This is a genomic window from Celerinatantimonas diazotrophica, assembly GCF_004339545.1.
GTDB classification, from domain to species: domain Bacteria; phylum Pseudomonadota; class Gammaproteobacteria; order Enterobacterales; family Celerinatantimonadaceae; genus Celerinatantimonas; species Celerinatantimonas diazotrophica.
This window is the reverse complement of the sequence record NZ_SMGD01000011.1, coordinates 441,960-467,874: the sequence shown is the minus strand read 5'-3', so window position 1 is coordinate 467,874 and position 25,915 is coordinate 441,960. Positions and strand designations below refer to the sequence as shown.

General features: G+C 42.7%; 21 protein-coding genes, 1 other RNA gene and 1 pseudogene. 16 read left to right on the top strand and 7 right to left on the bottom strand.

What is annotated here, in order from left to right; all coding sequences use genetic code 11:
- Window positions 1-4 precede the first annotated feature (4 nt).
- The 6 genes from EV690_RS05220 to EV690_RS05195 all read left to right on the top strand — a co-directional run bounded on the left by EV690_RS05220 (window position 5) and on the right by EV690_RS05195 (window position 8,723).
- Window positions 5-1,168 carry a DUF4268 domain-containing protein gene (locus EV690_RS05220; protein ID WP_131911853.1) on the top strand — a complete coding sequence of 388 codons (1,164 nt, stop codon included), beginning with the start codon at window positions 5-7 and terminating at the stop codon, window positions 1,166-1,168.
- Window positions 1,165-2,541, top strand: a complete 1,377-nt coding sequence (locus EV690_RS05215) for a DUF262 domain-containing protein (RefSeq protein WP_131911852.1) — start codon at window positions 1,165-1,167, stop codon at window positions 2,539-2,541. The genes EV690_RS05220 and EV690_RS05215 overlap by 4 nt, the downstream gene beginning before the upstream one ends.
- Entirely contained in the window at window positions 2,538-4,511 is a 1,974-nt protein-coding gene (locus EV690_RS05210) for a DUF262 domain-containing protein (RefSeq protein ID WP_131911851.1), read from the top strand. The genes EV690_RS05215 and EV690_RS05210 overlap by 4 nt, the downstream gene beginning before the upstream one ends.
- Window positions 4,512-4,617: 106 nt before the next feature.
- On the top strand, window positions 4,618-7,536 hold the full coding sequence (locus EV690_RS05205; protein WP_396022831.1) for a type I restriction endonuclease subunit R: 2,919 nt from the start codon (window positions 4,618-4,620) through the stop codon (window positions 7,534-7,536).
- Window positions 7,537-7,585: 49 nt separating this feature from the next.
- Complete coding sequence (locus EV690_RS05200) at window positions 7,586-8,077, top strand: hypothetical protein (RefSeq protein WP_131911849.1); 492 nt, start codon at window positions 7,586-7,588, stop codon at window positions 8,075-8,077.
- Window positions 8,049-8,723, top strand: coding sequence for a hypothetical protein (locus EV690_RS05195; protein ID WP_131911848.1), 675 nt, complete (start codon window positions 8,049-8,051; stop codon window positions 8,721-8,723). Before EV690_RS05200 ends, EV690_RS05195 begins: the two co-directional genes overlap by 29 nt.
- A gap of 220 nt (window positions 8,724-8,943) precedes the next feature.
- On the opposite strand, the pseudogene EV690_RS18380 reads toward EV690_RS05195, so the two are convergent.
- From EV690_RS18380 to smpB, 3 genes and pseudogenes are all read right to left on the bottom strand, one after another.
- A pseudogene (locus tag EV690_RS18380) lies at window positions 8,944-9,338 on the bottom strand (integrase); the annotation flags it as partial.
- Window positions 9,339-9,576: 238 nt separating this feature from the next.
- Window positions 9,577-9,943, bottom strand: a transfer-messenger RNA (tmRNA) gene (gene ssrA / locus EV690_RS05185).
- 334 nt (window positions 9,944-10,277) lie between these two features.
- Window positions 10,278-10,760 carry an SsrA-binding protein SmpB gene (smpB, locus tag EV690_RS05180; protein ID WP_131911847.1) on the bottom strand — a complete coding sequence of 161 codons (483 nt, stop codon included), beginning with the start codon at window positions 10,758-10,760 and terminating at the stop codon, window positions 10,278-10,280.
- 103 nt (window positions 10,761-10,863) lie between these two features.
- Between smpB and EV690_RS05175 the strand changes: the two genes are divergently transcribed.
- Together EV690_RS05175 and EV690_RS05170 are read left to right on the top strand one after the other, a co-directional pair.
- On the top strand, window positions 10,864-11,295 hold the full coding sequence (locus tag EV690_RS05175; protein ID WP_131911846.1) for an SRPBCC family protein: 432 nt from the start codon (window positions 10,864-10,866) through the stop codon (window positions 11,293-11,295).
- Window positions 11,296-11,640: an RnfH family protein gene (locus tag EV690_RS05170; RefSeq protein ID WP_131911845.1), complete on the top strand. Its 345-nt coding sequence runs from the start codon at window positions 11,296-11,298 to the stop codon at window positions 11,638-11,640. It abuts the gene before it with no gap.
- 74 nt (window positions 11,641-11,714) lie between these two features.
- Here EV690_RS05170 and bamE read toward each other — a convergent pair whose 3' ends face one another.
- The 3 genes from bamE to nadK all read right to left on the bottom strand — a co-directional run bounded on the left by bamE (window position 11,715) and on the right by nadK (window position 14,816).
- Window positions 11,715-12,104: an outer membrane protein assembly factor BamE gene (gene bamE / locus EV690_RS05165; RefSeq protein WP_396022802.1), complete on the bottom strand. Its 390-nt coding sequence runs from the start codon at window positions 12,102-12,104 to the stop codon at window positions 11,715-11,717.
- Window positions 12,105-12,199: 95 nt separating this feature from the next.
- Window positions 12,200-13,858: a DNA repair protein RecN gene (gene recN, locus EV690_RS05160; protein ID WP_131911844.1), complete on the bottom strand. Its 1,659-nt coding sequence runs from the start codon at window positions 13,856-13,858 to the stop codon at window positions 12,200-12,202.
- 76 nt (window positions 13,859-13,934) lie between these two features.
- Complete coding sequence (nadK, locus tag EV690_RS05155; RefSeq protein ID WP_131911843.1) at window positions 13,935-14,816, bottom strand: NAD(+) kinase; 882 nt, start codon at window positions 14,814-14,816, stop codon at window positions 13,935-13,937.
- Window positions 14,817-15,037: 221 nt separating this feature from the next.
- Between nadK and grpE the strand changes: the two genes are divergently transcribed.
- The 5 genes from grpE to EV690_RS05130 all read left to right on the top strand — a co-directional run bounded on the left by grpE (window position 15,038) and on the right by EV690_RS05130 (window position 19,232).
- Window positions 15,038-15,679 (top strand): nucleotide exchange factor GrpE, encoded by a 642-nt coding sequence (gene grpE / locus EV690_RS05150; protein WP_131911842.1) that lies wholly within the window; start codon window positions 15,038-15,040, stop codon window positions 15,677-15,679.
- A 334-nt stretch (window positions 15,680-16,013) separates the two neighbouring features.
- Window positions 16,014-17,114 (top strand): NADH:flavin oxidoreductase/NADH oxidase, encoded by a 1,101-nt coding sequence (locus EV690_RS05145; RefSeq protein ID WP_131911841.1) that lies wholly within the window; start codon window positions 16,014-16,016, stop codon window positions 17,112-17,114.
- A gap of 212 nt (window positions 17,115-17,326) precedes the next feature.
- A complete protein-coding gene (locus EV690_RS05140; protein ID WP_131911840.1) occupies window positions 17,327-17,593 on the top strand; it encodes a DUF1289 domain-containing protein in 267 nt (88 codons plus the stop codon).
- Between the two features lie 74 nt (window positions 17,594-17,667).
- Window positions 17,668-18,411 carry a phosphatase gene (locus EV690_RS05135; protein ID WP_131911839.1) on the top strand — a complete coding sequence of 248 codons (744 nt, stop codon included), beginning with the start codon at window positions 17,668-17,670 and terminating at the stop codon, window positions 18,409-18,411.
- Between the two features lie 452 nt (window positions 18,412-18,863).
- Complete coding sequence (locus tag EV690_RS05130; RefSeq protein WP_131911838.1) at window positions 18,864-19,232, top strand: peptidoglycan-binding domain-containing protein; 369 nt, start codon at window positions 18,864-18,866, stop codon at window positions 19,230-19,232.
- Window positions 19,233-19,322: 90 nt separating this feature from the next.
- Here EV690_RS05130 and EV690_RS05125 read toward each other — a convergent pair whose 3' ends face one another.
- A complete protein-coding gene (locus EV690_RS05125; RefSeq protein ID WP_131911837.1) occupies window positions 19,323-20,456 on the bottom strand; it encodes a hypothetical protein in 1,134 nt (377 codons plus the stop codon).
- Between the two features lie 550 nt (window positions 20,457-21,006).
- Here EV690_RS05125 and dnaK point away from each other — a divergent pair.
- The 3 genes from dnaK (at window position 21,007) to EV690_RS05110 (ending at window position 25,860) form a co-directional block, all read left to right on the top strand.
- Entirely contained in the window at window positions 21,007-22,932 is a 1,926-nt protein-coding gene (dnaK, locus tag EV690_RS05120; protein WP_131911836.1) for a molecular chaperone DnaK, read from the top strand.
- A gap of 85 nt (window positions 22,933-23,017) precedes the next feature.
- Window positions 23,018-24,169, top strand: a complete 1,152-nt coding sequence (dnaJ, locus tag EV690_RS05115) for a molecular chaperone DnaJ (protein WP_131911835.1) — start codon at window positions 23,018-23,020, stop codon at window positions 24,167-24,169.
- 200 nt (window positions 24,170-24,369) lie between these two features.
- Window positions 24,370-25,860, top strand: a complete 1,491-nt coding sequence (locus tag EV690_RS05110; protein ID WP_131911834.1) for a phospholipase C — start codon at window positions 24,370-24,372, stop codon at window positions 25,858-25,860.
- Window positions 25,861-25,915 lie beyond the last annotated feature (55 nt).

Below are 25,915 nucleotides of genomic sequence, written 5' to 3'. Positions count from 1 at the left end.
CGTTATGTTTACGGTTAATCATCAAACTAATCGAATCAGTCCGGTAAAAACTAAGAAGTTTAGTGATCTGGGCTTTACTGAGAGAAAACATCTTCAGGAATGGTTAGCTTATCAGCCGTATGCATTAGGGGAAGAACTCCTGATTATTCAAAAAGAGTTCGATGGCTTTGATGATACCCGTGAACGCCTTGATTTATTGGCGCTAGATAAAGATGGCAACCTGGTCATTATCGAGAACAAACTCGATGATTCCGGTCGTGATGTGGTTTGGCAGGCACTTAAGTACGCTTCTTACTGTGCCAGCCTGACTAAGGGGCAGATTGTTGATATTTACCAGCAGTATTTGGACCGCTATGAACCGCTGCAAGGTGAACGTGATTTATTAAACCAGCCACAAAACGCAGTGCAGCGCATCTGTGAATTCTTAGATGCACCTGATTTGGATGAAATCAAACTCAACTTGGGTAACAGCCAGCGCCTGATGTTAGTGGCCGCCAATTTCCGTAAAGAAGTGACCAGTACCGCGTTGTGGCTACTCGGTCAAGGGCTCAGTATCCAGTGCTTTAAAGTCACCCCTTATGCCCTTGATGAGCAGCTTCTTATCAATATCGATCAGATTATTCCTACCCCAGAAGCTAAAGAGCTGATGATTGGCATTAATGCCAAAGAAGCGGAAGAAAAAACCACAGAAGTTGTTCTTAAAAATCGTCACTCGGTGAGGCGAGAATATTGGGAACAGGCTTTAGAAGTGTTTCAAAAGAGCGATTGCAACCTGTATGACAATATCAGCACAACCAAAGATCACTGGCTATGCGCTGGTTCCGGTGTAACCGGTTGCCCGTTCAGCCTGATTTTTAATCAAAAGGAACTTCGTGTTGAGTTGTGGTTAAGTCGTAGCAACGGTGAAGAAAACAAATGGTTATTTGATCAATTGTTCGAACAAAAAGAGCAGATTGATTCTGCATTTGGAGAACCTCTTGAGTGGCTTCGTCTAGATGACAAGAAACAATCTCGAATCCAGTTCTCCAGTAAAGTGGAAGGCTTTAACAAAGACATTTGGCATGATCATACTACCTGGCATCTTGAGCATATGGTTAAACTGGAAAAGGCACTTAAGGCATCACTTCTGCAAGCTGCTGAAAGATTGAAACATAAGGATGTGAAATGATGGTAAGTGTCGCAACTTGTTCAGCACAACAACTTTTTGAAGGTCAAGAAATACAGGCGAGTAATGGCAAGCTACTTACTGGAGTGTTAGTTATCCCTGAATACCAGCGACCTTATTGCTGGGAAAGTCAGCAAATTGCTAGTTTGTTAGAAGATTTAAGAGAGCATTTTCATAAGCATAATGAGCTACCGTATTATTTGGGTAGCCTAATTCTTCATCACGATGAACAGCAACTGAAAATCATTGATGGTCAACAGCGTATTACTACATTAGCTCTATTCAGTTTTCTCTCTCAACAGCACCAATTGCTTGACCTACGTTTTGAATCTCCCCTTAGCCAACAACAAATTAAGACAAATCTTGATTGGTTAGCAGATCGCAAATCCAAGTGGGCGAAGCTTATCAATTTTGAGCGTATTCAGTTTTCATTGGTGGTCACTGAATCAGAGGATGATGCGTACCGCTTTTTTGAAACGCAAAACACTGGCGGTGTAAGACTTGGTGGTCCCGATATTATCAAAGCTCATCACTTAAGAGCCGTTCCTAAGGTTCATCAATCAAGATTTGCGCTCCAATGGGAAGGGTTGGGTAAATTAGACAACTCAGTCAAATCCCTTTTAAAAGGACGTTATTGGCAACAGCTGAATATGAGAGAACTCGCACCACATCAGCAAACCAAAGTGGTAAGGGATCAAATTGTTGCTGAACTTGGAGAACAAACTACCGAAGGTGATGACATTGCTTATGGTCAAGTACTGCGGTTAACAGGGATTGGTGGCGACGTTGTCCAACAAGCCGCACAACAGGGATACGAAGTCAGACAGCCGCTTAATGCGGGTATCAACACTATTCGTTACTTGGCGTATTTTCAAAACCTATATCAGCAATACTGGGTTAATCCGACGTTGCCCCATCAAGAAGGTTACAACCGCTTTATTTGCTGGCTTAAAGGGTTAGAAGGCTGTGGCTATTTACAAGGTCTCTATGAAGCGTGCCTGATGATGTACATCAGCCAGTTTGAAGAATATCAGTTAGAGTTGGCAGCGAAAAAATTATTCAGAGTCGTATACTCCCGCAGAGTGAGTAATCAGAAAGCGGTAAGAGAAAACTCGATTTCAAGTTTTGTTAAGGACTATCCCGTTTTGGACTGGATTGCTTTGAGCTATACACCTAAGCAGTGCTTTGCCTTTTTTGATGCGTTTGATTTGGTCGTCGATCCTAGCAATTTAGAATCAGATACCAATAGTGTTAAAAAACGCTTTATTGCAGAAGTGACTAAGCATTTCCAGCTGAGGTTGTCACCAGAACAGTATGCGTCTTCATTTGCTAACTTATTAACCCGTAATATCACTGAAATGACGGAGGCGGCATGAGTTCAAAGGTTGAAACAGAGCTGCTTTCATTACAAACCATCGCGACAAAAGATTTGGGCTTCGTTATTCCTTGCTACCAGCGTCCTTATGTCTGGCGTGAAGAAGAAGTGATTAAGTTATTTGACGACATTCGCGATGCTTATTTAGCGAAAGAGCCCCATTACTTTATTGGCAGTGTCTTGAGTGCGTTAAATGGCGATAAAAGCGAATATGAACTGATCGATGGGCAGCAAAGAACCACAACATTGATGTTGTTATCACTTGCCTTCAGGGCAGTAGGGATTGAGACTCAGCTGGCTCATGTGAGTATCAAAGGTGAAAATCCAAGGTTAACGTTCGAAATCAGAGAGTCAGTGCGTAACTTGCTTGGCAGCTACGCGGGACTGGACAAAATTACGAAACCCGGTGAAGAAGATATTCGTAAGGATGAGTATTTAGTGCATCTGGAAGCTAACCTTACGATTCTGAGACAGCAAGTCGATAAGTTGGCAAAACAATCAGACTTCGATATCTATGGCTTTGCTGACTACATATTTAGCCAAGTACAGTGGGTAAACAATATTGTTCCAGCATCCATGGATCTTAATCACTTGTTTTCGAGCTTAAATACAGGTGGTATACAGCTAGAACCAGTCGATTTATTGAAGGCTAAACTGTTCAAACACATTAAAACTCCAACTGACAAGGCTATATACAGCAGTATTTGGCAAGCTTGCGAACATACCGATAACTATTTTGAGCGCAATCTCAGACAGATATTCAAAAGTGCCGACTGGCAAAAACTGGAGTATGCAGATCTTGCCGATTATCAGGCAGAGAGATTTCCTCTAGTCAGTTCTAGTAATAGTGTTCAACGAGTTGGTAAGTCAATTGCAGAAATCGCATCAGGAGCGTTGGACTTAGATGTTGAACCTGAACAACATGAAAATCAAAGCGATGATTTTGATGATGAGACTGTTTATTGCCGTTCAATTATCAGTTTTGAATTGCTGTTGATTCATACGCTCAGAATTTTTAGTACCCAGAAATCGTGGGATGATCTTGTCCCTCGTATCCGTGCTAGCAATCTGATGTTGTGTTTTGAAGGGCTACTACAACAAGATGAGCGAACCATTAAATCGTTTATAGAGTTGTTATGGCAGGTTCGTTATCAGTTCGATACCTGGGTTGTAAAATGGGTCGAGCATGATGACAGAGAAGATGCTCAGTTACGTTTAACCTCGATCAGTAAGAATAAAGCCTATATCAACCGTAAAGCCAAAGAACTTGGTTTACTGGCACAATTGCAAGCTGTACGTAACTTTACCGGTGATCGCTCAGCCCAGTATTGGTTAACCGCATTTCTAAGTCGATTGGTTGCGGAGCCGAAAGCGAAAGATGAAGACGTGGTTGCACTACTGGAATGCATCGATAATCAAATGTCGCTTACCAGTACCAGTACCAGTACCAGTGAAACGCAAAAAGAAGCCAGTTTTAAACTTGCATCAGGAATATCGCCACAAACAATTCCCTGGGAAGAACAAGCCACATATCTTAAAAATTCTTTGGGAACTCGATTTGAACATTATTGGTTTCAGAAGCTGGAATACTTGCTTTGGAAAAACGGTGATAAAGCCAATGATGAAAAGCTAAAACGTTATCGGATCACTTCGAAAAACTCGGTTGAGCACGTTCATCCTCAAAATGAAGAGTACCATCACGAGCTTGAAAAGAGCCCATTAAATGCTTTTGGTAATTTAGTGCTTCTAAGCCCGGGAGAAAACTCTTCATATAGCAACCAAACGGTAGCAAAGAAAAAAGCGGATTTCGATTCTAAGCCACGTTATAACGCGTTGAAGCTGAAAGATATTTTTGAAACATACATGCAATCAGATAACCAATGGTCTGCCAACGAAATAGAAAAACATCAACAGAACATGTTGGCATTGTTGGAAAAACATTACACACAAGGAGTAATCAATGGTCAGTAATACTAACGAGCAGGCGTTAGAGGCTAGTATTGAAAAAGCACTCACTGGCCATTGTCTTGAAGATCAACCGATAGGGATTTCTGATAATCCTGTTACGCCTTATGGTATGCAACATTGCGGTTATCTATCTGGTTTCCCTTCTGATTTCAATATGCAGTATGCACTGGATGAGCGTTTCTTTTGGCAGTTTCTTGAAGACTCTCAGGAACAAGAACTGGCTAAATTGAAGAAGAACAATCCGGGTGATTGGCAACGTAAGATTTTAGAGCGTTACGACCGCCTGATCAAAAAACATGGAGTGTTGCATCTGCTTAAAAAGGGGCTGAAAGTTGATGATGCCCATTTAAACCTCATGTATCCGGCACCGTTAGCGAGCAGCAGTGACAAGGTAAAACAAAATTTTGCAGCTAATATTTTCAGTTGTACACGTCAGCTTCGTTACTCATTAGCCAATCCACTGCAAGAAATAGATATGGTGCTGTTTATCAACGGTATTCCAATTGTCACTCTTGAGTTGAAAAATGCGTGGACTGGACAAACAGCTCGTTACCATGGTCAAAAACAGTACCGTGAAGACAGAGATACTACTCAGCCACTTCTGACGTTTGGTCGTTGTCTGGTCCATATGACAGCCGATACTGATGAAGTGTATATGACCACAAAATTAGCTGGGAAAAATACTTTCTTCTTACCTTTCAATAAAGGTTATAACCATGGTAAAGGGAACCCGCCAAACCCTAACGGTCATCGAACGGCATATCTATGGGAAGAAGTCTTTACCAAAAGTAGTATCGCTAACATTATTCAACACTTTGTGCGTCTTGACGGCGGTAGCAAAACTCCATTAGCGAAACGTATCTTATTCTTCCCGCGTTACCATCAGCTTGATGTTGTACGTAAATTGATTGCTCATGCCTCCACTTATGGTGTTGGTCATACATACTTGATTCAACATTCCGCAGGGTCTGGGAAATCAAACTCTATCACCTGGGCTGCATATCAACTGATAGAAACTTATCCGGAAACTAATGAAGTTTCTGGCGGTAAGGGAATGGAACAACCATTGTTTGACTCTGTTATCGTTGTAACGGACCGTCGTTTACTTGATAAACAGTTGAGAGATAACATCAAAGAGTTCTCCGAGGTCAAAAACATTATTGCGCCAGCTTTTACCTCTTCCGAGCTTAAACGCGCATTAGAGGGTGGTAAAAAAATAATTATCACCACTATTCAAAAATTCCCTTTTATTATCGATGGGATTGAAGATCTCAGTGATAAACGTTTCGCGGTGATCATTGATGAAGCACATAGCTCTCAGTCTGGCTCTGCGCATGACAATATGAACCGGGCAATGGGTAAACAAGACGTTGAAGCGGAAGAAGACGCACAAGATAAAATTCTACAGGCGATGAAATCACGCAAAATGCGTGGTAATGCCTCGTATCTTGCTTTCACTGCAACACCTAAAAATACAACCTTGGAGAAATTTGGTCAGCAGCAACCGGATGGCACGTTTAAACCATTTCACCTTTATTCGATGAAGCAGGCGATTGAAGAAGGTTTCATTCTGGATGTGCTAGCCAACTATACGACTTACAGAAGCTATTACGAGATTGAAAAGTCGATAGCTGAAAACCCTGAGTTTGATACCAAGAAAGCTCAGAAGAAACTGAGGGCTTTTGTTGAGCGCAGTCAACAGACGATCGATACAAAAGCTGAAATCATGCTGGAGCACTTTATACCTTCTGTCGTTAACGCTAAGAAGCTAAAAGGCAAAGGTAAAGGTATGGTTGTTACTCAGAACATCGAGACTGCTATACGCTATTACAGAGCTATTCGCCGTATTCTTGAAGAGTCAGGTAATCCTTTCAAAGTTCTGATTGCTTTTTCTGGCTCAAAAACAGTTGATGGTATTGAATACACTGAAGCTGATATGAATGGCTTCGCAGAGACGGAAACGAAAGACAAATTTGATACGGATGAATATCGCTTACTGGTAGTGGCAAACAAGTACCTTACAGGGTTTGATCAAGCTAAGCTTTGCTCTATGTACGTAGACAAGAAACTTGCAGGTGTTCTGTGTGTTCAAGCATTATCCCGACTCAACCGTAGTGCACCTAAGTTGGGCAAGAAAACCGAAGATTTGTTTGTTTTGGATTTCTTTAATTCAGCAGAGGATATTCAAGCATCATTCAATCCTTTTTATACTGCAACGTCACTCTCTCAGGCTACCGACATTAATGTCCTGCATGAGCTGAAAGATGAAATGGATGATGTCGGTGTATATGAATGGTATGAAGTTGAAGATTTTGTGACTCGTTATTTTAATAATGAGGATGCACAAACCTTAAGCCCTATCATTGATACTGCAGTGGCTAGATTTGATGAAGAACTTGGTCTAGAGCCTGAAGAACAAGTTGATTTCAAAATTAAAGCCAAACAGTTTGTAAAAATTTACGGTCAGATGGCGTCAATTATGCCGTATGAAATTGTGGAATGGGAAAAACTATTCTGGTTCCTCAAATTTCTGATTCCTAAGCTGAAAGTAGATGATCCAGATGCAGATGCTTTTGATAAGCTTTTGGAATCGGTTGACCTGAGTTCATATGGGTTACAACGAGTTAAGCTTAATCAGTCGATTAAGTTGAGTGCAGATGAAACACCGGTTGATCCTCAAAACCCTAACCCTAGAAGTGCTCATGGGGGGGACTCTGAAACTGACGAGCTTGATGAAATCATCCGTACCTTTAACGAGCGCTGGTTCCAAGGGTGGAGTGCTACGCCAGAAGAGCAACGTATCAAGTTTATTAAAATTGCCGAGAGTGTCCGTCAACACCCTGATTTTGAATCGAAATACAAAAATAATCCAGACCCGGTAAACCGAGAGTTGGTGTATAAAAAAATACTGAAGGAAGTCATGCTTCGCCGCCGTAAAGAAGATATGGAGTTTTACAAGCTATTTGCTTCTGATACAGCATTCGAGACTGCGTTGATGCATAGTACGCAGCGTATGGTTGGTGGTTGATGAGAGCCTTATTGAAGATTTTTGTTTTAATGGAAATGAGTTGTTATAGATGGAAAAAATAGAAGATTTTTTAAATGTCTTGAGGCAGAGCTCAGGTACATCTTGGATGGCTGAGGAGATTGAAGATACTTTTTCTCAAGGTATATCAATGAAGGCCCAGGAAGCTGATACCGATAGTAGCTTCTTTAAATTAGTACCTCCCGATCAATTGCCAGCACCAGAAAAGAAGAAACGTCAAAAATATGAAACTAGTAGGCCCTTTACTCCTGATGAGAAAGTTGGTGTGATACTAAAATCTATCGAAGTTGCTTTTTTAGATGTACCTAAAATACGGCATTCTGCACTGGAAAATCTATTGAAGTTTGATGCGACTATTGAATCAATAAAGTTTGTGCCATCAGATAATGATGAAATATATCAAGAGGTTCTTCATGAAATTAAGGCGACTAGCATAAATGGGGATTTGACTGAAAGTCAATTCGCGTACGATGGCTTTAAAAGAATGTTAGAGAATGGCGATGACGACACTGAAAGATCTTGAAAACGCGTATAACCGACATTTAAAAAACAGGGTTCCTGTAACATCTTCTGGTGCGGCAAATGATGCTTTTGAAGTGTATGCGTTATCATTGGTGTTAGAAGCAGCTCGGCAAGAAGGAGCGTCGATATCATTTCAAACAGTTAATGGTACGAAATCTCCTAAGACATTATTTTTCAGATCATCTCCAGGGCGAATTTATTCGAAGGCTAATGATTATGCACATGCGATGATCGATTTTGGCAACGACCTGATTTTTGAAGGTCATGTCGGTGTGTATGTAGAAGGACTTGCCGGCGTTGTTCATGAATGTGATGTTTTAGTTGTTGATGCTTCTGAAGGCGAATTTTGTCGACGAAATATGGTCCATCCAAAGAAAAACCACACTGTTTTAACTGCTGAATGTAAATTTTATTCCGGCAATTTGGGGATCTCACTAGGTCGGGAATTTTTGGGAGCAACATTGGATTTAGGGAAGGAAGATCGGTTTTTCTTAAGTAACCGTGATGGAAAATCTCTTGATAGAGTACTTGCTCATCATAAAAGACAGCGTTTTCTTGGCTTGACGCCTTTAAATCCTGATTCAGAAGCACAAACAATATCACAGTTTAGAACGGCTTTTCGAAATCAAAAATCGCGTAGACGATGATGTTATATTTTTCGCGTTAATGATTAAAAAGAATTAAGTATACTGGTTTAATAAAAATATGAACCCTTTATAGTTTGATTACATTTTTGTCATAAAAAGTATCTATTAGTCTCTGGCTTTACCATACTGCTTTAAAATACAAAATGCCCGATGAAGTACAGTACATCGAGCGTTTTGACTAAAAATTATCATACCATACCAGAACGGTCAGTAAGATAATTTATACAACTTTTAGTTGATTTGTTTCCATTACTGATAAGCTCCTATGTGAAGCTTTTGCAATATCTCGCTCACCAGCACATCATGGGAATGCGATGTTCTAAGTAGTCTGTACGGTTCTACGAACCTGGTTGTCGTCTACGTGGGCTAACGCTGCTTCAACCAAATTTTGCTCATTGAGCATGGTACTGGCTAAAAACTGACTAAACGCCCTGCAAAGCCCATACGTTTTAAAATCATATTGGCAGTTTGGCTATTGCATCGCTTTTTAGGATCACGAGCTGATAGGAACACGTATTCACTGTGACTATGAATCGGCTGCATGACTTCCAGTAAAGTAAGCATCTTGGTTGGCGAGAGGGGCGGTGCTCTCTTTTTTGGATTTCTTTTAAAGCGTTATATAGCTAAACGTTGGGACTAGATAAAACCACAGTTAGCAACATGGCTTATTTTCTCATTCAAGCACTTAATATTTCCAAACTTAGCTTTCGATTCTTTAGTGAGGATTTGGACGCTTTCTTCAGAAAGCCTAACCCGACATTGAAGTGCTTTGTGGTATAATGTGTTTCTAACTTATTGATTTTTATATCTTACAGGCAAGAAAAAAGACGCTCGAAAGCGTCTTTTTTGTATTTGGTGGAGCTGGGGGGAGTTGAACCCCCGTCCAGAACCCTCTTACCCAGTGGCCCTACATGTTTAGTCGACCTTTAAATTCGCGATAATGCTGCGGGTCAACACGCCACACTATCACTAGCTTGAATTAGGTTTAACGGTTCAGCTCTCAAGCGGGAGCATCCACGCGATCCTGTTTGGGTTTGATCCCCTGTTGGTCCCCGTCTTACAGGCAGAAGCTGGGGCAGGAGAGCACTAGCAGGTTATTAAGCTGCTACTGCGTAGTTTTCGTCGTTTGCGACTATTTTTTTGCGGCTTTTAACGAGGCCAACCGCCCCTCGACATGCTCCACTGGACTCATTGATCCTGTCGAATCCTAAATCAGCCCCAGTGATTGAGCGCTAGTCTAGCACAATTACTTATCATGAAACTAGCGGCAATTTTGAGTTCGGTCTTTATTTGACCAATCTAACGATAAAAATACGATTTACCGTTCTTTAAACGTTAATTTTAATATGGGGATAGTTGCAGATTTTGCAATGGGGGCTGATTGACTGCTTTGTAAGCGGCGCAGAATATCGAATAGTTTGAATAAATGACACCTTATCATGCTACCTGATGATTGAGGCCAGACTTGATAGATATGAGCGTAGTTGAATCAGATGATTTCGAGGAAAAAATAAGCCTGTCACATTGGGACAGGCTTATATCATTTTTAACGCATTACATATTGTGTTTCATCACTCGCGCTTTGGCGCGTTGCCATTCACGTTCTTTGATGTCGCTGCGTTTATCATGTTCTCTTTTCCCTTTCGCCAGGCCTATTTCTAGTTTTACCCAAGAACGCTTCCAGTACATGCCTAAAGCGACAATGGTATATCCCTGACGTTCGGTTGAACCGATTAACTTATCTAATTCTCGCTGATTGAGTAACAATTTCCGACTGCGGGTTGGGTCTGCCACAACATGTGAGGAAGCCGCATTTAACGGATGAATAGTCGCGCCAATAAGATAAGCCTCACCGCGATGGATGATGACGTATGTATCACTAATGTTTACTTTGCCCGCGCGAAGCGATTTAACTTCCCAACCCTGTAGTTCAAGTCCGGCTTCGAATTTTTGTTCGATACTAAATTCGTGACGTGCTTTTTTATTGAGGGCGATAGTGTTGCCGCCGGGTTTCTTTTTTGTCGTTTTCTTAGCCATAGGGTGGCTATTATACCCATCTTTAAACACATGAAAACTGATATTCTTCGTCTTTATAGGTGATGATGGTAAAATTACTGTCATTATCGCGATGGGAGAGCTCATGACTAAAATTCAACGAAATGCCTTGGTCAATTATAGTGCTGAGCAGATGTATCATCTGGTCAATGATGTGGAGTCTTATCCACAGTTTCTGCCCGGTTGTGTCGGGGGAAAACTTTTGAGTCTGGAAAATAATGAAATGACTGCAACGGTCTCAGTTGCTAAAGCGGGGATTCGAGGCGAATTTACAACACATAATATCATGCATCCATATGATTGTATTGAAATTATGCTAGTGAAAGGGCCGTTTAAAAAACTCCACGGGGTATGGCATTTTAAGCAGTTTGATGAACATGCCTGTAAGGTGATCTTGGAGATGGAGTTTGAATTTTCGAATCGGCTGGTTAGTTTGGCCTTTGGCCGAATATTTAAAGAGCTGGCAGGGTCGATGGTGCAGGCATTTTGTGCTCGAGCTAAGCAGGTGTATAAGTAAATGAGTGAGCTCAATATCGAAGTGGTCTATGCGTTGCCAGAGAAGCAGACTTTGTTATCCGAAATCGTTGATGAAGGGACGACTATTGAACAAGCGATCGCTCAGTCGGGTATTTTTCAGTATCACCCAGAACTTAAGGGCCAAAAATTGGAAGTTGGCATTTTTAGTCGGGCTGCGAAATTAACCCATCAAGTGCGTGATGGTGATCGCATTGAGATTTATCGCCCGCTATTAGCTGATCCTAAAGAGTTACGCAAACTTCGAGCTCAGCGAGCTAAAAACAATGGCAAAGCGGATAAAGTGACCGGTGGTCGGCCGAATCCTCTGCGCCATAATGATTCTTAAATTAAACTAAATAAGACCGCTATATTGAATTTGCTATAGCTGAAGCAGGTGTTTGCCTCAGCTTGGCACAATTATTAGCTACTAATGTCGGACTGCACTGGCGCGTTAATTGGCGTATTAAACTGTGGGCTTGGCTTATAATCACCGCTCATGCTCGCCAGTTTATTGTCTTTAAAGGTAATAACCAGTTTTTTCTGAGTTAGTTTACCGTTACCCACCTGATAATGGTAAATATAATACCAAGTATGTGGTGTAAACAGATCAACTAGCATTGGCGGCCCCATCACATATTTTACTTGTGCAGGAGACATTCCAATACGTAATTGGTTGACCTCACTTTGTTCAATGTAGTTTCCCTGAGGGATATTAATTTTATAAACGAGCTTATCAAGCATTGAGCAGCCAGATAGCGCAAGTGTGGCCAGCATGGCCGAAAATAGCAATCGCACGCGCATCATTTTCATTCTTTTATCCTGTCTGAGGCTGCTCATAATACCAAGGACTGATTAAAAAAGAAGTCCTGATTGCCTAAATACTTAGACAGTTAAGCTTATTTTACTCATTTGAGGAGTTCTCTGGCATTGGCAAGGGTGACTTCGGTGATTTCATCTCCCGCTAGCAATCTAGCCAATTCTTCAACTCGCTGGTCACCGTTGAGCACATCCATCGTTGTTTCTGTACTCTGTTTCTGTTGTTTTTTACTGACCCGCAATTGCTGATGGCCATTCCCGGCCACCTGCGGTAAGTGTGTGACACATAGAACCTGATTGGTTTGTCCTAATAATCGCAACATCTGGCCAACAATCGCAGCGGTCGGACCGCTAATTCCCACATCAATCTCATCAAATATCAAGGTTGGAACCTGAATATTTTCAGCACAGATCACCTGAATCGCTAAGCTAATTCGTGATAATTCCCCCCCTGAGACGACTTTATTTAATGGTTGTAGCGGTTGCCCTGGGTTGGTCGTAACCAGTAGTTCGGCTTTATCCCAACCATTAGGGGAGGGATGTTCAGGATCAGAGATTATCTCTAACTGGCATTTGGCCTTAGGCATGCTAAGTTGCCGGATCGATTTTTCTAACAGATGGCTGAGTTGTTTTGCTTGGCGTTGGCGGCTTTGACTTAACCGAGCTGCAACGCTTTGATAGCTTTGCCAACTGGTTGTTATTTGCTCATCTATCTGTTTGAGTAACTCATCCATAGAAGCCATTTGCGCCAGCTCTTCGGCGAGTTTTAGGTGCAGATCGGGAAGCTGTTCCGGCGATACTTGATGCTTGCGTGCTAGATCAAGGCTGGTACTTAAACGCTGTTCTAACTGGGCAAATTCTTCAGGGTCAACGTCGAACTGATCGGCTGAATGGCTAAGTTGGTGACTGGCTTCTTCGACCTGAATAATGGCTTCTTGGATAAGATCATAAGCGCTTTGTAGTGTTGGTTCATATTCTAGGAGCTCGCTTAACTTTTTGCTGCCCTGCGAGAGCATCGCTAAGACATTCACTTCATCATCTTGACTGAATAGCATGGCGAGTTGCTGGCAACCATCGAGCAACTCTGAACTGTTTGATAAACGTTTGTGCTGTTGGTCTAATTGCTGATATTCCTCAGGTTGCAGCGCAAATTCATCAAGTTCTTGCACTTGATATTCTAATAGTTGCTGACGAGATTGCTGCGAAGCTTGTTGCGTCAATAAGCGGTCTTTTTCATGGCGCAAACTTTGCCATTGCTGAAAAGCTTGAGCGACTTGCTCTAACTGATTTTGATGGCGGCTATAGCTGTCAATAATGCGTAATTGTTCAGTTGGTTTTAGCAGTTGATGGTGGGCATGTTGCCCATGAATCGCGACTAACTTCGCACCAAGGTGTTTTAACTGACTAACGGGGACGGGGGTGGCATTAATGTATGCTTTAGAACGCCCTTCATGAGTCACTACGCGGCGTAGAATACATTCACCACTGCTGTCTAATTGGTTGTCTAGGAGCCATGTCTGGGCGGCCAGATTTTGGTGAATATCAAAACGAGCTGAGACCTCGGCGCGTTTTTCTCTGGGGCGAACCATTGCCGCTTCGGCGCGATCCCCTAAACATAGCCCCAAGGCATCAATAGCAATGGATTTACCAGCACCTGTTTCGCCGGTGATAGTGGTCATACCACTTGATAAATCAAGTTCTAAAAAACGGACAATCGCAAAATTTTGGACAGTAAGTTGGGTTAACATGCGCAATCCCCTTCGCAAAATAACATGTATATATATACAGTTGTTTTGCGAAAAGGGCAAGTTTTATACAATATTTTTAAAAGAGTGTGCTGCCCCAACCTAGTTTTTTACGCAGAACTTCAAAATAATTGTAGTTAGTCGGGTGAATCAGTCGCAGTCGCTGTGGATGTTGGCGGACAATCACCTCATCGCCCGGTTGAATAGCAATTGGAATATGGCTATCACAACTCATCATGCTGTCTGAGCGATTTTGCGGCGCAAACTTGATTGATACTTGCGATTTACCGTTAATCACCGTTGGGCGACTGCTGAGGGTGTGCGGATACATTGGAACCATGGCAATGGCTTCAAGATCTGGTGTCAAAATGGGGCCGCCGCCAGAAAGCGAGTAAGCGGTTGATCCTGTCGGTGTTGATAAAATCAGGCCGTCGGCGCGAAGGCCGAGCATAAAATTATCGTCAACATAAACATCCATTTCGAGCATATGGGCTACTTTACCCTGATGAATCACAACTTCATTCATCGCCCGGTGAACCTCTAATGTTCGACCATCACGAATGAGCTCGGCTTCTAGTAAAAAACGATGCTCGGTGATGAATTCGCCATCGAGTACTTTGGTTAGCGGCTCTTCAAAGTCGTCTGGATGAAGGTCGGTTAAAAATCCTAAATTGCCTCGATTGACCCCAATCACTGCAACATCGTGACCGCTAAATTCGCGAGCGGCGCCTAGCATATTCCCATCGCCCCCCACAACAATAGCCAAGTCGGCTTTTCTGCCTATTTCGCTGCGGCTTGCAATTTCACTGCAACAAATGGGAAGTTGCTTGGCAACTCGCTCTTCAACCAGTAAATAGTACCCTCTGTTATACAGAAAGTTATGCAACTGATTTAGGGTCTGATTTGCACCCTCATGGTTAGGCTTACCAATTAGACCGATTGTTTGAAAAATTTTATTCATAGGTAAAATTAAAATATGACATGAAGTCAGCTCACTATGAGCTATTGAGCTGACTTTATGTCACATCCTGAGTCATTATATCAAGGATAGATAATAATCAGGATTAAGCTAAGAATCCGACAGGTTTCCTTTTCAAATCGTTAACTTTGGGTTGAAACCCACAATATCATCCCCATAATAAGCCTCAAGTGTAATTTAGGCTAACTTTTTCGGAGTGTCGCATGAGTAGCGAGCAACCAAAGAACCAAACCGACCAGAATGTAGAGACGGCAGAATCTGTCGAACAAGCCACTGAAGCGCAAGAACATGCTGCTGTAGAACCTGAAGTGATCACCAAAGATGAAGCCGCTGAGCTAGATAATGCTGAGTTGGCAAGTGCTCATGCTCGTATCAGTGAGTTGGAATCACAGCTAGAAGCTGCGAACCAGAAAGTTCAGGATCAAAAAGATAGTGTCGTCCGAGCTCATGCTGAAGTTGAGAATATTCGTCGCCGTAGTGCTCAAGACGTGGAAAAAGCTCATAAATTTGCGCTTGAAAAATTCGTCAATGAACTGTTACCGGTGATTGACAACTTAGAGCGTGCTCTAGGTGCTGCGGATCAAGAAAATGAAACACTCAAGCCCATGATTGAAGGGGTTGAATTGACACTGAAATCATTCTTGAATGTGGTCGAAAAATTTGGTGTTCAGGAAATTAACCCGCAAGGTCAGACATTTGATCCGGCTAAACATCAGGCGATGGGGATGCAGGAGAGTGAAGAAGTTGCACCCAATACTGTTCTGTTGGTGATGCAAAAAGGCTATGAGTTGAATGGTCGCTTGATTCGTCCAGCAATGGTGATGATTGCTAAAGCGAAAGCATAAATTGCGGTGCTAAACTTTAAGCAATTAAAAGTGATATTCGGATCTCAGGGGCTTATGTAAGCCCCATTTTTTATGGTGTTGTTTTAGTCTCGTTGGGCTTTTGAGCGGCTTATTTGATTAGCTAGATACCTTTGGTCTGTTTAAGTGCTGAGGTGGTTCTTAGTCGTTGGTGTATTTTGGAAAGTTTCCCCGCCATCTTAAGTTATGATCGTGACCAGTTATTTTGTCGTTGCTGTTTAGTATCGAGTAAACGGATGTATAGATAATTAGAGTTGTCTATCGACTCGATGGTTTGTTATTCTTGAACAATTATTCAAACCGTAAGGAGAATACTTTGTCTAAGTTATTTACTCCATTAAAGCTTGCCGATTTAGAGTTGCCAAATCGAGTGATTGTTGCGCCGATGTGTATGTATAGCGCAGAGCACGGTAAGATGACTGACTGGCATATTCAGCATCTAGGTAGTTTATCGCAGTCCGGAGCAGGGATGCTCATTATCGAAGCGAGTGCTGTTGAGCCGCAAGGACGGATCAGTTATGGCGATGTTGGTTTATGGGATGACTTAACAGAGCAGGCTATGGGCCGGGTTCTTGAAAGTGTCCGTCGTTACTCGGATATCCCGATCGGGGTCCAGCTTGGTCATGCGGGACGTAAAGCTTCATGCGAAGTATCTTGGAAAGGCGGCGCTCAAATTGATCCGAATCATGAGTTGGGCTGGCAGACTATCGCTCCTTCTGACATTCCAGTCAATAAAGGGGATACCCCACCTTTGGCGATGACACTTGAAGATATTGAAGCGGTTAAAACAAACTTTGTGAGTGCCGCACAGCGAGCGGCTAAACTTGGGCTTGATGCGATTGAAATTCATGGTGCCCATGGTTATTTATTGCACCAGTTTTTGTCGCCGTTATCGAATCGGCGCGATGACGAATATGGTGGTTCGCTGGAAAATCGGATGCGTTTCGTGTTAGAGGTTTTTGAGGGGATTCGCGAAGTCTTTCCCAAAGAGAAACCTGTCGGCATTCGTATTTCGGCATCTGACTGGGTTGATGGCGGATGGGATATTGCTCAAAGTATTGAGCTGGCAAAAGCGCTTGAAGAACGTGGTTGTTCATATATCCATGTTTCATCAGGTGGATTAAGTGCAGCGCAAAAAATAGATATTGGCCCTGGATATCAACTCAAGTGTGCGCATCAAATTAAAGCGGCCCTTGAACAGATGCCGGTGATTGCTGTTGGCTTAATTACGGACGCTCATCAGGCTGAAAGCATCCTCATCAGTGGCCAAGCGGATGCCATTGCATTAGCTCGAGGTATATTATATGACCCGCGTTGGGCTTGGCATGCTGCTGCAGCACTAGGGGAGCATGTGACTCCCGCGCCTCAGTATTTGCGCTGTGCGCCGCACAATGCAAAAGATCTATTCAACGCTTAGATTGACGATCACCATTGTATGAGCCGGAAGCGCAAAGTGCTTCCGGCTTTTTTATGACGTTAGTAATGTTAATCGATTATAAAATACGCTAAGTTAAATGGACTGCTAGCCAATTTGTTATAACCGATGATGGGGATGAATGTGGCTCTGCAGCTAGACTGATTCATAAGACGATTCGTCGTAAGCTGAACTAGCCGTAGAGAGGTTGACTTATGCAACAGATCGAAATTTTCCCTATTCCAAGCCCTTGTATTGGCATTTGTCAGGTTAATGAAAAGGGGCTCTGTCGCGGTTGTTTTCGCAATCGCGATGAGCGCTTCTATTGGCAAAAATTAACACCTTCCCAACAACGAAATGTCATCCGTTTAGCGCATAATCGTAAATTGCGGTATCTACGTGCTAAAGCTCAGGCGACGCAATCATCAATACAACCGCATGAGCAGTCACTTGATCTTCCGTTTGATGAGTCATCTTCGTAATCCATTCAAGGGATTTAATTGATCTGTAAATGGGTTCGATACGAATCATTTCTTTTATTGATAGGAATATATCTATGCAAATTGAAACCGATACTCATACGCACACTATTAGTAGTGGTCACGCGTATAGTTCTTTGGCAGAAAATGTCGCAGCAGCAAAAGCTGCTGGTATTAAATTGATGGCTATGACCGATCATGCACCATCGATGCCGGGAGCTCCGCATCTCTGGCATTTTGGTAATTTAAAGGTTGTACCGCGGATTATCGATGGTGTTGGGGTGTTGCGTGGTGTTGAAGCCAACATCTGTCATATTGATGGTGAGATTGACGTCCCTGAGAAGCTCGTTAAACAGCTGGATCTGGTTATTGGTAGTTTACACGAACCTATTTTTGCACCAAATGATGAAAAAACAAATACACAGGCATTGATTAATGCAATGAAAAACGGGCTGGTGGATGTGATAGGCCATCCCGGAAATCCCAATTATCCCATCGATATTAATGCCGTTGTTGAAGCTGCTGCTCATTATCGGGTGCTCATTGAGCTGAACAATTCGTCGTTTTTGGGATCTCGTCGAGGGAGTCATAAAAACTGTTTAGCCATTGCAGAAGCTGCTCGGGATTCTGGAACATGGATTACCTTAGGGAGTGATTCGCACATTGCCTACACGGTGGGGCAGTTTGCTGAATGTATTGATATTATTGAGCAGGTGCAATTTCCCTTAGAGCGGTTGGTCAGTACTCATGCTGGAAAGCTGCTCGACTTTCTCGCTGAACGAGGAAAAACCACTATGGGGGAATATCATCAATTACGCTAATAAAATACAAAAAATGGATTAACTTGCAGTTAAATATAGCTATCTGATTTTAGGTAAAGGTTGGATTAATTTTATTGCGTTAAGTCTCAGGGGCTTGCCAATATTTTTGACTAAAAGTGCGGGAGTTTTAACAGCTATAAATTGGTTTTTAAGCAATATATACAAGCCTATATATAGAGAAAAAAGCTAATCAGTGATGTTGTTAGTCATAATTTTTATGACTGCATTTTATTTGTTGCAGTTTTTCTTAATTACTCAGATTATTTGCGAGCGATTTAGTCAGTGAATCGTGTAGCGCTGAAATAGAACGGAACTTGAGGGTTCGAGGCCATCGGGGAGCTTTTGGCAATGGCTGAGAGAAGCTATTCATCGCATTCATGCTAAACCATAACGGCTTACTCGAACCCTATAGGGCTAGTTCATGGTAGCTTTTTATTAAGGAAAATTACTAAATGAAAAAAACATTGATTGCTGCGTTACTCGGATTGATGGTCAGCCCTTTGGCATTAGCGGATAATGCTCCAGCGACTCAAAGTCAAACACCGGCAACCCCTTCTACCTCTGTTGCAAAAAAAGCAATGGCGCATAAAGCGGTTACTAAACCAACGATGCATAAACATAAAATGCATGCCGAATCACATAAGCTAGTTTCAGAGATCCAGAGTCAATTACATCGCTTAGGTTATAAAGTGGGTAAAATTGACGGCTTCAACGGTAAACGAACTCGGGCTGCTGTTCGTCAATTCCAGAAAGATCACCATCATAAAGTAACGGGTAAAATCAATACTCAATTATTAGCGCAATTAAAAGCAGCGAAATAATCTGACTAGAATTAAGGTGTGTTGTTTACAACACACCTTAATGGCTGAGTGAATGAAGTCAGGTTGGCCGAACAGCGGTGATGGTCTGATCTATGCCTTCAATTTTGCATCGGCATAGCTGATTGCTGTTTGTAGTCCACTCAAATAAGCGCTTAGCAGCGGGGTGATTGCAAGAAGGTGGTTATAAAAACCGAGCCAAATTAACGTGCAAATCGTTATGATCATTAAATCTTTATCGAATACTTTACTTTCGTCTGATACGTGCAGTCGTGCTCGGATCTCTTTTAAGGCGGTTTCTTCCTGAGGTCGGATATCGAGATTATTGAGCGCATCTTCGACATCGTGCATTAATGTGTCGAGTAATTTTTGGTCAAAATCAAACTGAAATCCGAGTGACTCAAAAAGATAAAATGCTGTGCAGGTCCGCAAGTTTTTCTCTTGCTTCGTGAGCCATGACGCTGCATTGGTAAATTCTGTACCGCCAAACTTCAAACCTATGGTGCTGGCAAAAATCTTATACGGATTTAAGCTGGGTTTTACGTTAGAGAAATAGTCACTTAGGATTTGCGAGACGGGCTCACTTTGCTTGTCTGATAGTTGGTAATGGTTAACGATAGTTTGGCCATCAACGTTAGCGATAGTTTTATAACCTGCGCCAAATTGGTCAATGATTTGTTGTTTGGTTTTGTTTTCTTTTTTGTAATCATTAATATAGAAGTTGCCAACAATCTCAGAGAGATCACCGAGCCAACCTGCTGCCATCAATCGATCATCCACCGTTGGCGCAATTTGCTTTAAAAATTTTGCCAAAAGGGTGGTGCTTTCTAATACTTTTTCGGGCAGCGGTGTTAGTGGTCCGTTGTGATTACTGGCATCCATAATGGCAAAGAGATGGGCAAAATCATACGCATCTTGCTTGTTATTAGTGAGGACTTCGTGGCTTCGCTTTAGAGCTTGAGTCGCCTTGCTGGTTGCAAACGGCGGAATATCTTCTGTACCTCGGATTAACTCGTGATTCCAGCCATGTGAATCGTAATATATTTTGCGAAATTTAGTGATCATGATGGCGGTGTTCTCGGTCGCCTTATTATCATTTTCGATGACTTTCATCTGTGCCAAATAATCATTAATCGCTAATGAACGAGCTTTAATGGCGTCGCTGGCTGGACATCCTGATGTCCCAAAGTCAAAGTTCAGTGAGGGATCTAGATGGTTTGCTGGCATAACACACTCCAAATTCTGTATGTCAAAATTGGAAAAGGAATTTAGCGTATGATCTAGCGCGCTAAACTATATTAAAAATTAAAACTCTCATCGAGAGGGCCAATTGAGTTTTGTTCAATGAGCAACGGTTGATTCCTCTTGCGAGAGAATGAATCGCATTTCTATAATTATTTATAACGCAATGTCTGTTGCATTCTTATCTCTTTTCATCTTTTTACTTAAGTTTGTGATGATTCAGAGTGCTTAAACGTCGACTTGGTAAAAAATTCTCCTGCTAAGAGCAAAATCTTTCGGGTCAGTCTGTTTAGCTTATATAGTTGCTTAATGCAGCTATTAAATTCATTTTTAATCAAATAGTTATAATAAAATAAAGAGATCTCTATACCCGCTTAAGCATTGCCTTTTACCATCCCGATGTCGGTTAAGTCTATTTGGTCGCGTTAGGGGAGCAGCATAAAATGAAATTTTTTTAGATTTTCCCTTGAAAAGATAAATCCGGGCCCCATCTTATTTTGCAAAGTCAATTAGTACCGAATTTGGAGACATCAATATGGGTAAAATTATTGGTATCGACCTGGGAACCACAAACTCATGTGTCGCTATCTTGGATGGCGATCGGCCAAAGGTAATTGAAAACGCTGAAGGGGATCGCACTACGCCTTCGATTATCGCATTCACAGACGATGGTGAAACATTGGTTGGTCAACCTGCAAAACGCCAGGCTGTTACTAACCCGCAAAATACCTTGTTTGCGATTAAACGTTTAATCGGCCGTCGTTTTGAAGATGACGAAGTTCAGCGCGATATCAAAATTATGCCTTTCGATATCGTTAAAGCTGATAATGGTGATGCTTGGGTTTCTGCTAAGGGCGATAAAAAAGCACCGCCACAGATTTCAGCTGAAGTGCTGAAAAAAATGAAAAAAACTGCCGAAGATTATCTCGGTGAAAAAGTGACAGAAGCCGTTATTACGGTCCCTGCTTACTTTAACGATTCACAGCGTCAGGCAACCAAAGATGCGGGTAAAATCGCAGGTTTGGATGTGAAACGTATTATCAACGAACCAACCGCTGCTGCGTTTGCTTACGGTGTTGATAGTGTCAAAGGTGATACCACTGTTGCAGTTTATGATTTAGGTGGTGGGACATTCGATATCTCGATTATTGAAATCGATGAAGTTGACGGCGAAAAAACGTTCGAAGTGTTGGCAACCAATGGTGACACTCACTTAGGTGGTGAAGACTTTGATAACCGGATGATTAACTATCTGGTTGACGAATTTAATAAAGAGCAGGGGATTGATATTCGCAATGACCCACTCGCGATGCAGCGCTTAAAAGAAGCGGCTGAAAAAGCAAAAATTGAACTGTCTTCAGCCCAGCAAACCGATGTGAATTTGCCATACATCACTGCTGATGCATCTGGTCCGAAACACTTAAATATTAAAGTGACTCGTGCCAAACTGGAATCTTTGGTTGAAGATCTGGTTCAGAAATCACTCGAACCGATGCGTGTGGCTCTTCAAGATGCTGACTTGTCAGTTTCTGAAGTAGACGAAGTGATTCTGGTTGGTGGGCAAACTCGTATGCCACTGGTACAGAAAGTTGTTAGTGAGTTCTTCGGTAAAGCACCTCGTAAAGATGTGAACCCTGATGAAGCGGTTGCCATGGGCGCTGCAATTCAAGGTGGCGTACTTTCAGGTGATAAAACTGACGTACTGCTGTTGGATGTTACACCACTGTCTCTTGGGATTGAAACCATGGGCGGCGTAATGACCAAAGTGATTGAGAAAAACACCACGATCCCAACGAAACAATCGCAGGTGTTCTCAACGGCTGATGATAACCAGAGTGCTGTTACTGTTCATGTCCTCCAGGGTGAACGTAAACGTGCCGGTGATAACAAATCATTGGGACAGTTCAACCTTGAAGGTATTCGTCCAGCGCCACGTGGGGTGCCACAAATCGAAGTGACCTTCGATGTGGATGCTGACGGTATCTTGCATGTGTCTGCTAAAGATAAAGACACGGGTAAAGAGCAGCAGATTACTATTCATGCATCGTCAGGTTTGTCTGATGATGAAGTCAGCAAAATGGTTTCTGATGCTGAAGCTCACGCGGATGACGATAAGAAATTCGAAGAGCTGGTCAGTGCTCGTAACCAAGCTGATGCATTGGTCCATAGTACTCGTAAACAGGTCGAAGAAGCAGGCGATGCTCTGCCAAGCGATGAAAAAGAGAAAATCGAGAAAGCGGTTAGTGAGCTTGAAAGTGCTTCTCGTGGTGAAGATAAAGCTGAAATTGACGCCAAAGTACAGGCCGTCGTTGAAGTTTCATCCAAACTGATGGAAATTGCCCAGCAGAAAGCGCAGGCTGCTCAAGGTGGTAGCGAGCAAGGTCAGCAACAGCAATCCGCGAATAGTGGCGACGATGTTGTTGATGCGGAGTTTGAAGAAGTGAACGACGATAAAAAATAATATCGCCTGACTTCCCTCTCCTATAGAATGCGGGCGTTGTAGTTTTACAGCGCCCGTTTGCTTTTTCACAACAGTTAAAGTCATTATGTCGAAACGAGATTACTATGAAGTGCTAGGTATCAGCAAAGATGCCAGCGAGCGAGAAATCAAAAAGGCCTACAAACGTATGGCTATGAAGTATCATCCTGACCGCACTAAGGGTGATAAAGCACTTGAAGATAAATTTAAAGAAGTAAGTGAAGCTTACGAAGTGCTCTGTGATCCGCAAAAGCGTGCGGCATACGATCAGTTCGGTCATGATGGCGTCGATCCAAACCGCGCGGGTGCGGGTGGTTTCGGTGGCGGAGCTGATTTCGGTGATATCTTCGGTGATGTCTTTGGTGATATCTTTGGCGGAGGCCGTCGTGGCGGTGGTCGCGGTCCACAACGTGGGGCAGATCTTCGTTACAATATGGAACTCACGCTGGAAGAGGCTGTTCGTGGAATAAACAAAGAGATCTACATTCCAACCATGGTGCATTGTGAACAATGCAATGGCAGTGGTGCAAAATCAGGCTCTGACGTCAAAACTTGCCCAACTTGTCATGGGCATGGTCAGGTTCAGATGCGCCAAGGATTTTTTGCGGTTCAACAGGTGTGTCCAACCTGTCATGGTAGCGGTAAAATTATCAAAGACCCATGTTCGAAATGTCATGGTGAAGGCCGTTATGAGCGGAACAAAAAACTCTCTGTTAAGATCCCAGCAGGCGTAGATACTGGCGATAGAATTCGGTTATCGGGTGAAGGTGAAGCCGGGGAACACGGTGCTCAAGCAGGTGACCTGTATGTTCAGGTAAATGTTAAAGAACATCCTATTTTTACCCGTGATGAAAACAATCTTTATTGTGAAGTGCCAATTAGTTTCACCCAAGCGGCATTAGGGGGTGAACTTGAAGTGCCGACGATTGATGGCCGCGTTAAACTTAAGATCCCCGCTGAAACACAGACGGGACGGATGTTGCGTATTCGCGGTAAAGGCGTGCAGTCGGTACGCTCAAACCGTATTGGCGATCTGATTTGTAAAGTTGTGATCGAAACGCCAGTGAAATTAAATGACGAACAGCGAGATTTGTTGCATCAGTTTGAGGCATCTCTTGATGGAACAGCGACAAAATCTGGCAAAAAACAACAACACAAACCCCGTTCTGAAGGTTTCCTTGACGGCGTGAAGAAGTTTTTTGATGATCTGACTAAATAGTCGCGTCGTGAGTTCATCGCCCATTAAAAAATCCAGCCATCAGTGCTGGATTTTTTATGCCTCAGGTCAGTTATATTTTCTGCAATTTTTACATTGTAAACTAATGTAAAGCCTATCTTGACGTTCACTTTATTGTCATCTTCGAAGACTAGTTTAGTTTGAGCCTCAAACTAATTTATTCTTAAAGACGGACGATTTTCATGAAGCTTTGCAAATTATCATTATTGGCGCTAGCTGTTGCAGGTCTTTTACAGGGATGTGCCGATCCGAGTTCAACCACAAATGCTTGGACTCAACCCAAAAAAACGGCCACACCGATTAAGCATGTGGTGGTGATTTTTGACGAAAATATTTCCTTTGATCACTACTTTGGAACCTACCCACACGCCACGAATCCTAAAGGTGAGCCGGCCTTTCATGCCAAGGCGGATACGCCAGCGGTGAATGGGTTGACTCCGGAGTTATTGACGCATAATCCAAATCAATATAATCCATTTCGGATGGTGCGAAATAAGGAGCCGTGTGATCAAGACCATGGTTATGAAGCGGAACAAGACGCTTATAATGGGGGACTCGTGAATCAATTCGTCAGTGCCACAGGGAACAAGAGTTCTCGACAATGTCAGCGTCAGGTGATGGGCTATTACGATGGGAATACGGTCACGGCACTGTGGAATTATGCTCAGAACTTTGCAATGAGTGATAACTCATACGGTACTATCTTTGGCCCATCGACTCCGGGTGCATTGAACTTGGTTGCCGGGCAAACAGGCCCCACTTATCCTTTGACAACCCCAGGTGTGGAACAGGGCAATCTGGTCACCGATATTGATCCCCGCTTTGATGACTGTTCATATAAAGATGTGGAAAAAGCGAAAGGGGCTGAATTGGCTACATCTGTGCAGAATGGCTTAGTTTATGTCAAAGGGCAGAATGTCGGGAATTTGTTAAATGCCAACAAAGTCAGCTGGGGTTGGTTTGAAGGCGGGTTCGACCCGACCAGTTACCATAATGGTGTGGCCCGTTGTGGCGCTAAAAGTACCAATGTTTTTGGCGGAGAAAAATCCGATTACATACCGCATCACGAACCCTTCCAGTATTATCAGTCCACCGCCAACCCTCACCATTTGCCACCAACGAGTATCGCTAAAGTTGGGCAAACTGACCAAGCTAACCATCAGTACAGTTTAAAAACGTTCTGGAAAGCGGCGCGGATGGGGAATTTACCTGCTGTAAGCTTTTTGAAACCCAAAGGTATTGAAGATGGCCATGCTGGCTATTCAAACCCAATCGATGAGCAGCACTTTTTGGTTCGCACGATTAACCGCTTGGAAAAACTACCGCAGTGGAAAAACATGGCGATTATCATCGCTTATGATGATTCGGACGGTTATTACGATCACGTTATGCCACCTAAAAACCACTTTGCTAATCAAACGGGACGTGCAGGTTATGGTCCACGGTTGCCATTGTTAGTGATCTCACCTTATGCCAAACAGAACTTTGTTGATCACACATTGACAGGGCAGAGTTCAATCATTCGCTTCATTGAAGATAATTGGCACTTAGGTCGTTTGAAAAACTCGATGGATTCACATGCCGGGGTTCTCAATAACATGTTTGACTTTAAAGATGGTGGCAAAGCCAAACCTATTTTCTTGAATGTTAAAACCGGTGAAAAAGCCTCTTAGTTAGTGGTACTGGTTTCAGTCAGAGCTTAACAACTCTGGCTGAAACTTAGGAGGG